General features: G+C 66.4%; 12 protein-coding genes. 5 read left to right on the top strand and 7 right to left on the bottom strand.

The window, feature by feature from the left end; translation table 11 throughout:
- The first annotated feature begins 18 nt into the window (after positions 1-18).
- The 5 genes from ureE (at position 19) to OM977_RS08790 (ending at position 4,021) form a co-directional block, all read left to right on the top strand.
- The gene (gene ureE / locus OM977_RS08770; RefSeq protein WP_264357096.1) at positions 19-504 is read left to right on the top strand and encodes an urease accessory protein UreE; all 486 of its coding nucleotides are present in this window, start codon (positions 19-21) and stop codon (positions 502-504) included.
- A gap of 192 nt (positions 505-696) precedes the next feature.
- Complete coding sequence (locus OM977_RS08775) at positions 697-1,365, top strand: urease accessory protein UreF (RefSeq protein ID WP_264357097.1); 669 nt, start codon at positions 697-699, stop codon at positions 1,363-1,365.
- Between the two features lie 33 nt (positions 1,366-1,398).
- The gene (ureG, locus tag OM977_RS08780) at positions 1,399-2,016 is read left to right on the top strand and encodes an urease accessory protein UreG (RefSeq protein ID WP_264357098.1); all 618 of its coding nucleotides are present in this window, start codon (positions 1,399-1,401) and stop codon (positions 2,014-2,016) included.
- A 116-nt stretch (positions 2,017-2,132) separates the two neighbouring features.
- Entirely contained in the window at positions 2,133-2,963 is an 831-nt protein-coding gene (locus OM977_RS08785) for an urease accessory protein UreD (RefSeq protein WP_264357359.1), read from the top strand.
- The gene (locus OM977_RS08790) at positions 2,963-4,021 is read left to right on the top strand and encodes a HoxN/HupN/NixA family nickel/cobalt transporter (RefSeq protein ID WP_264357099.1); all 1,059 of its coding nucleotides are present in this window, start codon (positions 2,963-2,965) and stop codon (positions 4,019-4,021) included. Before OM977_RS08785 ends, OM977_RS08790 begins: the two co-directional genes overlap by 1 nt.
- 86 nt (positions 4,022-4,107) lie before the next feature.
- Here OM977_RS08790 and OM977_RS08795 read toward each other — a convergent pair whose 3' ends face one another.
- From OM977_RS08795 to OM977_RS08825, 7 genes are all read right to left on the bottom strand, one after another.
- Complete coding sequence (locus OM977_RS08795) at positions 4,108-4,458, bottom strand: hypothetical protein (protein WP_264357100.1); 351 nt, start codon at positions 4,456-4,458, stop codon at positions 4,108-4,110.
- Positions 4,459-4,545: 87 nt separating this feature from the next.
- A complete protein-coding gene (locus OM977_RS08800; RefSeq protein WP_264357101.1) occupies positions 4,546-5,568 on the bottom strand; it encodes a Gfo/Idh/MocA family protein in 1,023 nt (340 codons plus the stop codon).
- Positions 5,569-5,720: 152 nt separating this feature from the next.
- On the bottom strand, positions 5,721-7,274 hold the full coding sequence (locus OM977_RS08805; protein WP_264357102.1) for an amino acid permease: 1,554 nt from the start codon (positions 7,272-7,274) through the stop codon (positions 5,721-5,723).
- Between the two features lie 13 nt (positions 7,275-7,287).
- On the bottom strand, positions 7,288-8,703 hold the full coding sequence (locus tag OM977_RS08810; RefSeq protein ID WP_264357103.1) for an aspartate ammonia-lyase: 1,416 nt from the start codon (positions 8,701-8,703) through the stop codon (positions 7,288-7,290).
- 8 nt (positions 8,704-8,711) lie between these two features.
- On the bottom strand, positions 8,712-9,773 hold the full coding sequence (locus OM977_RS08815; protein ID WP_264357104.1) for an asparaginase: 1,062 nt from the start codon (positions 9,771-9,773) through the stop codon (positions 8,712-8,714).
- Positions 9,774-9,798: 25 nt separating this feature from the next.
- Positions 9,799-10,521: a FadR/GntR family transcriptional regulator gene (locus tag OM977_RS08820; RefSeq protein ID WP_264357105.1), complete on the bottom strand. Its 723-nt coding sequence runs from the start codon at positions 10,519-10,521 to the stop codon at positions 9,799-9,801.
- A gap of 71 nt (positions 10,522-10,592) precedes the next feature.
- Positions 10,593-11,516: an AraC family transcriptional regulator gene (locus tag OM977_RS08825; RefSeq protein ID WP_264357106.1), complete on the bottom strand. Its 924-nt coding sequence runs from the start codon at positions 11,514-11,516 to the stop codon at positions 10,593-10,595.
- Positions 11,517-11,548: the final 32 nt, after the last annotated feature.

Consider the following 11,548-nt stretch of genomic DNA (forward strand, 5'->3'; position numbering starts at 1 on the left):
ACCCATCCGGAGACGAACATGATCATCGAAAAGGTTCTTGCCAACCTGCATGAACTGCCAACTACGGACCTGGCCGCCTACACGGGGCTGCACCGTGAAATGGTCGTTCTGCCCAGCTCCCAGCTGGTAAAACGAATCCAGCGCGTCACCACCGACCACGGTCAGGAACTTGGCATCCGCCTGCCGTCCGGCTCGGGCGAGCTGCGCGACGGCGACATCCTGCACGTGGCCTCAGCCAACATGATCGTGGTGTCGGTATTGCCCACCGATGTCCTGGTCATAGCTCCCCGCTCCATCCGGGAAATGGGGGAGGTGGCGCATTCGCTGGGCAACCGGCACCTGCAGGCCCAGTTCTTCGATGCAGCATCGGAGTACGGGGCGGAGGTGATGGTCTGCCAGTATGACCACACCGTGGAGGACTACCTCAAGTCCGTCGGAGCGCCCTTCGACCGCCAGGAGCGCGTGCTGCCCGTGCCTTTCCGCCATGCCGAGCATTCCCACTGATACAGCCGCCGGACGGCTTCCGGCGGCTTGGGGTGTCGCCCCGGACATGGGGCCGTGCCCGTCCCCAGCCGCTCCCAACTCTCGCAAGCTCGAGTCGGGGCCCTCGCGGCAGTGGGCCCCCCGCGGTGCCCGCCACGCCGCGGCCCCATATCCGTGGCGCCGCTTTTCTTCGTCACCTTGCGCGGCGGTCCAGTGAGCGACTATCAGCTTGCGTTGCAGCAGTTGACGGATTCCGCATTGCCTACTGGGGCTTTTGCTCACTCTCTCGGGTTTGAGACCTACATTGAGCGCCGGTTGGTGCGGGATGAAGCGACGTTTGGCGTGTGGCTGGCTGCATTTGTGGGGCAGCAGCTGACCTACTCCGACGGGCTGGCCGTCCGGTTTCTGTACGAGGGTGTTCCGGTTGTCGAGCTGGACGAGCAACTGACGGCGCAGCTCCTGCCCCGCCAGCTGCGCGAAGCCAGCACCAAGATGGGAACCCGTCTGCTGGAGATCGGCGCCGAGGTTTTTCCGTCCTCCGAGCTGGCGGAGTACCGGGAACTGGTGAGGTCCGGCCGCGCCGCCGGCCACCAGCCCCTGGTGTTCGCCATCATTGCCCGCTCCTTGGGTGTCCCGTACCCCGACGCTCTCGCGGCGTACCTATTTGCCACCGTCACGACGCTGACGCAGAACGCTGTCCGGGCCATTCCGCTGGGCCAGAACGCCGGCCAGCGGCTGTTGCGAGGGGCCTCCGACGACGTCGCTGCCGCCGTCGAGCGCGTTTACAAACTTGGCCCCGACGACTTCGGGGCGATCAGCCCGGGGCTGGAAATCGCGCAGATGCGGCACGAGCGCCAGCGCGCCCGAACGTTCATGAGCTAACCGAGTTGTTCACCTGAAATGGAGGAGAAAGACGTGCCTGAGCCCATCAAGATCGGCATCGGCGGCCCGGTGGGGGCCGGCAAGACCCAGCTCGTGGAGCGCCTGACCCGGCACATGAGCCGGGACGTCTCCATGGCCGCGATCACTAACGACATTTACACAATCGAGGACGCCAAGATCCTTGCGGCGAACGGCATCCTGCCGCTGGACCGGATCATCGGCGTGGAAACCGGCGGCTGCCCGCACACCGCCATCCGCGAAGACACCTCGATGAACACGGCGGCAATCGAGGAGCTCAAGAAGCGGCACCCGGACCTGCAGGTGATCTTCGTCGAATCCGGCGGGGACAACCTCTCCGCCACGTTCAGCCCGGAGCTCGTCGATTTCTCCATCTACATCATCGACGTCGCCCAGGGCGAGAAGATTCCGCGCAAGGCGGGCCAGGGCATGATCAAGTCCGATCTCTTCATCATCAACAAGACGGACCTGGCCCCCCACGTGGGCGCGGACCTCTCCGTCATGGACCGGGATTCGCGCGAATTCAGGAGGGAGAAGCCCTTCTGCTTCACGAACCTCAAGACCGACGAAGGGCTGGACCGCGTCATCGAGTGGATGCGGCGCGAGGTGCTGATGCTCGACCTGACGCCATGAGCGCCGTCGGGCTGAATCCGGCGGCTTCGCCGGATTTGGGGCCGTGCCCGCTTCGCGGTGCCCGCCACGCCGCGGCCCCCAAACCCGGCCTCGCCGCCTCCGCGCGCAATCCGTCCATGGGGGAGCTCGAACTCACCATCGCCGAGCGCGCGGGACGGTCTGTGGCTGTACATCAGTACCACCGGGGTGCCTTGCGCGTTTTGCGGGGGCATTATCTGGATGATTCGGGGCAGGTTTGTTATGTGCTGGTGAATCCGGGCGGGGCTTATTTGGGGGCGGATCTGTACCTCATCGACGTTGAGGTGGGGGAGGGGGCGAAGCTGTTGCTGACCACCCAGTCGGCCACCAAGATTTACCGGACTCCCGGTTCCTTTGCCGAACAGCGGATGCACCTGCGGCTGGGCGAGGGGTCGCGGCTGGAGCTGGCCCCGGAGCAGCTGATTGCTTATCGTGAGGCCAGTTACCGGCAGAACACGCACGTCACGCTTCGGCCGTCGTCCAGCCTGATCATGGCCGAAGTGATCACGCCGGGCTGGTCACCGGACGGGTCGCAGTTCGGGTATGAGGAACTGGGGCTTCGCACCGAGATCCGGGTGGACGCAGACGGCGACACCGGACTGCTGGCCCTCGACAACGTGCTGATCCGGCCGCCGCTGGGCGACGTTTCCGGGATGGCCTTCCTGGAGGGATTCAGCCATCTGGGGTCGCTGATCGTCGTGGACCCGCGCGTGGACCAGGCGCTCGCCGATGAGCTCCACGCACTGTCCGCGGGCTACGACGCCTACACCGGCCTGTCCCTGACCGCCGCCCGGCTGGGCACCGCGGGGCTGGTCCTGCGATCGCTTTCCAACAGCACGGAGGAGCTCAACCGGCTGCTGCGGGCCGCCGCCGCCCTTCTGCGGCGGCGCTGGTACGGGCAGGAACCACTGAATCTGAGGAAATACTGATGGCAGGGATCGATCAGCTGGCCGCGCTGTACCGGGACCGTGCGCAGCTGCCGTTCCGGACGCGCCTGTCCGTCACCTTCGGTGCGGTGGCCTTCCTCCATGCGGCCGCCGTCGGGCTTCTGTTCGCCGGAACCGCCGCCGGCGGCGATCCCCTGGCCATCGGACTCGTGCTGACCGCCTATCTGGCCGGCGTGAAGCACAGCTACGACTGGGACCATCTGGCCGCGATTGATAATGCCACCCGCAAGTTCGTTGCCGAGCACAAGGACCCGGTGAGTGTGGGCTTCGCGTTCAGCCTGGGCCACAGCTCCGTGGTGGTTCTGGCCGGGGTGCTGCTGGTGGCGGGCGTGTCGCTGGTTGGAAGTATGTTCATGGCCGAGGGGACCGCCGGCAATTTGCTGCTCGGGCTGATCGGAAGCGGCGTGTCCGGGCTCTTCCTGCTGGCGATGGGCCTCTTCAACGGTTCGGCCTTTGTCCGGACGGTGAAGATGTGCCGCGGCATCCGCGCGGGCGCCGGGGTGCCCGAAGCGGAGCTGGCGGGCGGAGGTTTCGTGGCCCGGCTCCTCACGCGGCCCCTGGCCCGGGTCGAGCGTCCCCGGCACATTTTCCTGCTCGGCTTCCTGTTTGGACTGGGCTTCGACACCGCCACCACCATTGGGCTGTTGATCATGGCGACGGCGGCGTCGCTCGCGGGTGTTTCCCCGTTGGCGCTGCTGGCTCTGCCGCTGGCCTTTGCCGCGGCCATGACGCTGTGCGACACCGTCAACGGCGTGGCCATGATGCGGATGTACCGTTCGGCCCTGGCCGATCCCCGGCGCAAGCTGGTATTCAACGCGGTGGTCACGGGGATTTCCGCCGTGTCCGCCCTGTTCATCGCCACCATTACCTTCGGCGGCATCTTCTCGGCCGTCGGACTCCGGGATCCGCTGACCGAGTGGCTGGCGGCCGTAGATTTGGGCGACGCAGGGCTGGCGCTGGTTGCAGTGTTGCTGCTCAGCTGGGGAACTGCGTCGCTGCGGTGGCGCTGGGGTGTCCGGCGCAACTCCTCCACCAGTTGAACCAGCAGTTCCGGACGATGGGGGCCTTCATGTTCGGGCGCGTCACCCACGAGCTGATGGCCGATTAGCCGGGTTGCAGCCGCCCTTTAACACCAGTTTCCGGCCCGCGCCCTTTCGGATTGGCTCAGGACGCCGGGTTTACTGCCGCGCAGAGCCCAATGGCTGGTCACCCCGTCTGGGTCGGTTGCGGCACCGCCGCGGAGTCCGTCTATGCGGCGGCGTACCTCATCCTGGTGTTCAGGCTCCGTCGCGAAGACCACCCGGAGGTCGACGGTCTTCCCGTCCCTGGTGGGCTGGGTGTGGTGCGCGGCCAGCGGGCAGGGCGGGCTGTGCTCCCAGCTGCCGCAGAGCGCCAAGGTGATGGCGGCCCCCGGCGCGCCGTCGTCGTCATTCACGCTCATTTCCACGGTGGCAAGGTGCACGAAGGGGATCCGCATGGTGTCATTGTCCCCGGCCTGGCAGGTTCGCGCGAGAGCCGGAGCGGGTGCGGTTGCTCCCACCGCGGTCCCGCTGCGATTCACAGCCTAGGTGCGGTCAGCTTCGTAGCTGAGGCCGATCTGGCGGCGCACGTCGTCAATGGTCTCCATCACGCGCACGCTCTCCCGTGCCGACAGGATGTCATTGGCAGTGGCGCGGGCGCGGATCAGCCGCTCCAGCTCCCACGCCTGGTACTGCATCCCGCGTCCGGTGACCGGCTCGTCGAAGCGCTCGACGACGTTTCCGTCGGCGTCGTATCGGGTGAAGGGCGACGGCGTGTACCAGACCGAATCGATGGCAATGCTGCCTTCGGTGCCGATGATCGAGGCACGGTTCGGCCCGGCCGTGTCCAGGGCGCAGTGCAGGAGTGCCTGCTGCCCGTCACTGTATTCGAAGATCATCGCGGTCTGCCGGTCAACGCCGGTGGCCGTTCTGCTGGCCACGGCCCGGATATTCGCGGGCGCCCCCAGCACATCGAACGCGAAGGAAACGGGGTAGATGCCCAGGTCCAGGAGCGCCCCACCGCCCAGCGCCGGGTCGTTCAGCCGGTGCAGCGGATCCTTGGGCAGGTTCTGGTTGTGGTCCACAATCATCGTCCGGACGTCGCCCAATGCACCGGTCCTGACCAGTTCGCGGATCCGGACCATGTGCGGCAGGTACCGGGTCCACATGGCTTCCAGGGCGACCAGCCCCTTGGCCTCGGCGAGGTCCACTATTTCCCGGGCCTGCCAGGCGTTCATGGCAAAGGGCTTCTCAATGAGTACGTGTTTGCCCGCGTTGAGGGCGAGCAAAGCGTTCTCGTAGTGGAAAGGGTGCGGCGTCGAGACGTACACGACATCCACCTCGGGGTCTGCCACGAGGTCCTCGTAGCTCCCGTGGGCCGAGGGGACGTGAAACTTGGCGGCGAACCCGGTGGCCGACGCGGCGCTGCGGGAGCCCACCGCCTGGATGGTGAACCCGTGCTCGATCAGGTCCGAGGCCTGCAGGTCGGCAATGAAGCCTGTGCCGAGGATTCCCCAGCGGACCGGGTGGCCAGAGCCTTCGCCGGAGTTATTCGTGGTCTGCGGCATCTGTTCGGATTCCCTTCAGGCAGGCGGTTCCGAAAGCCTCGGAAGTCGCGCGGTGGGTTCCATACTTCCAGAGTGTGGTCATATCGTAGGCGGGGGACCCGCCCGGCCGCACCGCCGTCGTCCGCGACGGCGACGCGGTGCGGCGCTGGAGGCTAGCTCTCGTCCCCGCCGGCACCCCGGATCGGCCTGTTGGCCACCAGTGGGTACGGTCCGGTGAAGCCGTCCCGCACCGCCGCCAGTTCCAGGATCCGGTGCCGGCAGAGGCGCCAGCCGAGCATCAGCAGCGGGATGATAACCACCAGCGAGCCGATCGTCCACGTGCCCACCGGCGAGTCGAAAGCCATCAGCACCAGGACGGCCAGCAGGAACGCGAGTGTGAGCCAGCCGGTGACGGGCGAGCCCGGCATCCGGAAGCTGGGCCGCAGCAGTTCGCCGCGGCTCGCCAGCCGTTGCAGCTGCATCTGGCACAGAACGATCATGGCCCAGGTGCTGATGATCCCCAGGGACGCGACGTTCAGTACAATTTCGAAGGCCTCGGCCGGTACCAGCGCATTAAGTACGACGCCGAGAACCGCCACGGCCGCCGTGAGCGCAATGCCGCCGTAGGGTACGCCGGCCTTGTTCATGCGTGCGGCGAACTTGGGAGCCGAGCCCGTGACCGACATGGACCGCATGATGCGGCCGGTGGAGTACAAGCCGGCGTTCAGCGAGGACAGTGCCGCGGTGAGGACTACGAGGTTCATGATCGCGTCCACGCCTTCCACCCCAATGGAGCCGAAGAAGGTCACGAAGGGGCTTTCGCCGGCCTTGTAGGAGGTGTACGGCAGAAGCAAGGAAAGCAGGACCAGGGAGCCGACATAGAAGACGGCGATGCGGACGATCACCGTGTTGATGGCCTTCGGCATGATCTTCTCGGGGTTTTCGGTTTCGCCGGCGGCGGTGCCAATGAGCTCGATCGAGGCGTAGGCGAACACGACGCCCTGCATCACCACAACGGCCGGCAGCACGCCGTTCGGGAACAGCCCGGCGTGGTCCTGGATCAGGCTGAAACCGACTTCCTGTCCGGCCACGGGGGTTCCGAAGATTACGAAGTAGATGCCCACCGCCAGGAAGGTCACCAGGGCTACCACCTTGATCAGGGCGAACCAGAATTCCAGTTCGCCGAACACCTTGACGGAGACCAGGTTCAGGCCCAGCACGAGGATCAGGGCGGCGAGGGCCCAGGTCCACTGCGGCACATCCGCGATTGGGGCCCAGTACTTCTTGAAGAAGTTCATATAGAGCGCGACGGCGGTGATGTCCACGATCGCGGTCATGGCCCAGTTCAGCCAGTACAGCCAGCCGGTGACGAAGGCGGCCTTCTCGCCGAAGAACTCGCGGGCGTAGGAGACGAACGAGCCTGAGGACGGCCGGTGCATCACCAGTTCGCCGAGCGCGCGCAGGATCATGAAGGCGAAGAAACCGCACACGGCGTAGCTGAGGACCAGCGCTGGTCCGGCAGTGGCCAGCCGGCCGCCCGCGCCCATGAAGAGCCCGGTGCCGATGGCGCCGCCGATGGCGATCATCTGGACCTGCCGGGGTTTGAGGCCCTTGTGATAGCCCTCATCCTCCACGTGGAGGGTGGTTTCGGAGGCGTGGGCGTGCGCCGGAATGGTGTGGTCGGTAATTGCCTGCTTCTGGATGCTGGCAGGTTGAGGCTGGTTCATGAGACTCCTTTGTCTATTTGCTCAGGTTGGCAAGGCGCTCGGGGCTGAGCAGTTCCTGGAGCTGCGTGGCGGTGAGCAGGCCGTGTTCCAGGACCAGCTCGGCAACACCTTTTCCGGTGGCGAGTGCTTCCTGGGCTATGGCTGTTGCGGTGGCGTAGCCAAGGTGGGGGTTCAGCGCAGTGACGAGGCCAATTGACTGTTCCACGGTGGCGCGGAGGTGTTCGGTGTTGGCGGTGATGCCCCGGACACAGCGGGCAGTGAGGGTCCGGCAGGCTGCTTCCAGGTGGGTGATGCTCTTGTGGAGGCTGTGGACGATGATCGGTTCGAAGGCATTGAGCTGGAGCTGTCCGGCTTCGGCGGCCATCGTGATGGTGACGTCGTTGCCGACGACTTCGTAGGCCACCTGGCTGACTACTTCCGGGATCACCGGGTTGATCTTGCCGGGCATGATGGAGGAACCGGACTGCACGGCCGGCAGGTTGATCTCGCCGAAGCCTGCGCGCGGTCCCGACGAGAGCAGCCGGAGGTCGTTGCAGATTTTGGAGAGCTTCACGGCGACGCGCTTGAGCACGCCGGAGAGGTGCACGAATGCACCCACGTCCTGCGTGGCCTCGATGAGGTCCACGGCGGTGACCAGCGGCAGGCCGGTGATTTCCCCCAAGTGCCTGCATGCCGCCTCGGCGTAGCCCGCGGGAGCGTTCAGTCCGGTGCCGATCGCCGTGGCGCCGAGGTTGATCTCATGGATCAGCAGGTCCGCCTCAGCCAGACGAAGCCGGTCCTCGCCGATGGTGACTGCGTAGGTACCGAACTCCTGGCCCAGGGTCATCGGGACAGCATCCTGGAGCTGCGTGCGTCCCATTTTCACGACGGTGCGGAACTCCATGGCCTTGGCGGCGAAAGCTTCCTCCAGTTCCGCGAGTGCTTCAAGCAGTTCGCGGGCGGCGAAGATGGTGCCGAGTTTCACGGCGGTGGGATAGACGTCATTGGTGGACTGGCTGAGGTTCACGTGGTCGTTGGGATGCAGCCGGGCATAGTCGCCCTTCGGGTGGCCCAGGATTTCCAGCGCCCGGTTCGCAATGACCTCGTTCGCGTTCATGTTCGACGACGTCCCGGCGCCGCCCTGGATGACGTCCACCACGAATTGCTCACTGAACTTGCCGATCATGACATCCATGCAGGCGTCCTCGATGGCCTGGGCGCGCTCGCCGTCCAGGAGCCCGAGTTCGTGGTTGGTCCGGGCAGCAGCCAGTTTCACGGCGGCCAGCCCGCGGACCAGATGCATGTTGGAGGAGAGGGGCTGGCCGGTGATCGGGAAGTTCTCCACGGCGCGCAGGGTGTGGACGCCCCAGTAGGCGTCGACGGGGACGTCGCGGTCGCCGAGCAGGTCGTGTTCGGAGCGGAAGGTCGTGCGGGCGTCGGGTTCGGTCATGGCTGTCCTCAGAGGGTGTCGGGGGCGGGGGAAGTGGCGGCGGGGAAGTCGGTGGCCAGCAGCAGGCCCACCTGGCGGCCCCCGCCGAAGACGGTGCCGGTGGCTAGGTCCGCCAGGGGCGCGGTGTCGACGTCGAGCGCCGCCAGGGCGCGGACGGTGACCGGCATCCGTGCGCGGTCGCCGCCGTCGGAAATCTTCACTGCAAAAGCGCGGCCGTCCGGCAGGCCGACCAGCTGCACGCCTTCGAAGCCGTCCTTGGCCAGCAGGCCTGGCATCCGGCGCATCAATTCCGTGACGTCGCGCTCTTCGCCGCCCACCATCTCCGGGTGGCGGCGGATGGCATCCGCTACGGCGGCCTCGGCGCCGTCGGCCGGGGAAGCACCGGTGTGCAGTCCCGCCGAGGCCAAACGGCCGAATGCGCGGGCCATCCCGCGGAGAGTGAGGGCGAAGAGCGGGGTGCCGCAGCCATCCGTGCTGGTGCCGGCCGGTTCCTCGCCGGTGAGCTCGCGGACGGTTTCCGCAACGAGCTTCTGTAAGGGGTGCGAGGGGTCCAGGTAGCCCTGGACCGACCAGCCGTTGATGACGCACGTGGCGGCCATGGCGGCGTGCTTGCCCGAGCAATTCTGCGCCAGCCGGGTGGGTGTCCCGCCGGCACGGAGCCATTCCTCGCGTTCGCGGACACCGTAAGGGAGGTCGGTGCTGTTTTCCAGGGCTCCTGCCGGAAGGCCATGGAGTTGCAGGATCCGGGCAGCGCCGTCGCGGTGCATCGCCGCGCCGGAATGGCTCGCGGCGGCGAGGGCCAGCAGGTCAGCGGGCAGGTCCAGGCCGGCGCGGACCATGGCAACAGCCTGCAGGGGCTTGAGGGTGGAGCGGGGATAGAACGCAGAGAGCGGGTCTCCCGCGGTGAAAAGCGTCTTGGTGCCCGCGGCTTCCGCGGAGACGGCGATCAGCGACCCGTAGTGGATGCTTTCCACCAGCCCGTCGCGGATCTGGGCCGCGAGGGGGACATGCTGTGGCAGGGTGCCGGGCTCCGGGACACGGCTGGTTTCGGTCAGGGCAGGGAAGGGCATGGCGTCCTTGGGAGGGTTGCGGGTACTAGTTGAGGATGGAATCGAGGGCGAGGCCTACGGCCCGGAGGTGCTCGCCCATGGCCGCACGGGCAGCGGCCGCGTCGCCGCCTTCGATGGCCTGCAGGATGCGCTGGTGCTCCGCGTCGGATGCGAGCTGCCGGTCGGCCACGATGTTGAGTGTTTCGGACTGATGGGCCATCGCGTCGCGGATATCGGCCACGACGCTTTCGAAGACCTTGTTGCCGCTGGCGCGGGCGATCGCGGCGTGGAAGCTGGAATCGAGGCTGACCCAGGCCTCGGGATCATCCTCGGCGGCCATGGCGGCCACGATGTCCCGGAGGCTCTCCAGTTCCTCGGCAGTGCGGCGTTGCGCCGCGAGCCCTGCGGCGGGGACCTCGATGTGGGGCCGGGCTTCCGTGAGGTCCCGGGCCGAGTAGGCACCCAGGACGAGGTCCTTGGCCACCTGATTGGCGACCACGAACGTGCCTTTACCGGTTTTCGTCACGGTAAGTCCGAGTGCCGTGCAGGAGCGCAGCGCCTCACGAACCACCGAACGGCTCACCCCGTACCGCTGCGCGAGCGTGGTTTCGGAACTGAGTTTTGCGCCCACCGCCACGCTGCCGGACTCGATGTCCGTCCGGAGGGCGTTGAAGACGGCTTCGGCGGCGCTAAGGCGGAGCAGAGGCGGAGTGGATGCGCCGGCATCTGGGGCAGGTTGTCCTGCTGTCTGGCTGTCTGACAGGTTCACCCCTTGAATATGGCATGGATCACAGGATCATGTCAATGCCGCGTTCGGTTGCGGGCGCGGTTCGCCGGTTGTCAGCCCTGCAACCGCTGCCGGTACTGCCGCGGCGTCTCGCCGGCCTCGTTGCGGAAATGCCGGTTGAAATTGGACAGGTTGGAAAAACCAACTTCAAAGCAGATGTCGGAGATTGCCTTGTCGCTGCGTTCCAGCAGGCGCCTGGCGTGGGCGAGCCGAAGCTTGCGGACCAGGTCGCTGAAGTTCTGCCCCGTTGCGCGCTTGAAGTATTTCGAAAAGGTTGGTTCCGGCATTCCAACCAACGCCGCCGCCTCGGACATCTTGACGGTGCCAGCGTGGTTCCCGAAGACGTATTCCAGCACGATGTCGACCACGGCCGCCGCCTGGCCGTCCAGCTGCGGCCTGAACCATTCTTCGGCCAGGTAGCGCCGTTCGCCCTCGGGCGCACGGGCAAGAACCGCGAAGAGCTCAAACATGTAATGCAGCCGTTCCAGCCCGGTAGAGGAGCCCATCGCCTCGATGGCGACAGCAGCTGACTCGGCCGACTTTCCCAGGAACTCAATGCCGCGCGCCGACTGTTCCAGCAGCGGCTCGACCTCAGACATTTCAGGAACCGTGGCAGCCGCCTGCCGGATCCACTTACCGTCGAACTGCACCACGGCATCACGCCGCTCCAACACTTCGCCGGGCTCAAGGTCACTGACCCAGTCGTGGGGGAGCCCGGAACCAACCAGCGACACATGCCCTGCCTCGAAGGTGCCGATGTGGTCTCCCACGATGAATTTCCCAGTGCCCTTCCGGATCAGGTGGATCTCGTATTCCGGATGGTAGTTCCACCGGGCAAGCGGGCTGGGATAGTCATGTTCGGTCCAACGCACGGAATGCCGCGGATCGGCAGGGATGACCTCCCGGTTGGCGCGCATGCCGATGAGCCGCTGGGCCAGTCTGGCCGCGGCACCCTCGCTCCGATCCTCCGTGCCCAAATCGATTTCCCCAGCATTCGGGACTATGCATT

Source organism: Pseudarthrobacter sp. MM222 (genome assembly GCF_947090775.1).
Classification (GTDB): domain Bacteria; phylum Actinomycetota; class Actinomycetes; order Actinomycetales; family Micrococcaceae; genus Arthrobacter.

What these genes read in the sequence shown, in the direction of transcription:
- ureE (WP_264357096.1), top strand. Translation starts at nt 19, where the DNA reads ATGATCATCGAAAAGGTTCTTGCCAACCTGCATGAACTGCCAACTACG.
- OM977_RS08785 (WP_264357359.1), top strand. Translation starts at nt 2,133, where the DNA reads ATGGGGGAGCTCGAACTCACCATCGCCGAGCGCGCGGGACGGTCTGTG.
- OM977_RS08790 (WP_264357099.1), top strand. Translation starts at nt 2,963, where the DNA reads ATGGCAGGGATCGATCAGCTGGCCGCGCTGTACCGGGACCGTGCGCAG.
- OM977_RS08795 (WP_264357100.1), bottom strand. Translation starts at nt 4,458, where the DNA reads ATGCGGATCCCCTTCGTGCACCTTGCCACCGTGGAAATGAGCGTGAAT.
- OM977_RS08800 (WP_264357101.1), bottom strand. Translation starts at nt 5,568, where the DNA reads ATGCCGCAGACCACGAATAACTCCGGCGAAGGCTCTGGCCACCCGGTC.
- OM977_RS08805 (WP_264357102.1), bottom strand. Translation starts at nt 7,274, where the DNA reads ATGAACCAGCCTCAACCTGCCAGCATCCAGAAGCAGGCAATTACCGAC.
- OM977_RS08810 (WP_264357103.1), bottom strand. Translation starts at nt 8,703, where the DNA reads ATGACCGAACCCGACGCCCGCACGACCTTCCGCTCCGAACACGACCTG.
- OM977_RS08815 (WP_264357104.1), bottom strand. Translation starts at nt 9,773, where the DNA reads ATGCCCTTCCCTGCCCTGACCGAAACCAGCCGTGTCCCGGAGCCCGGC.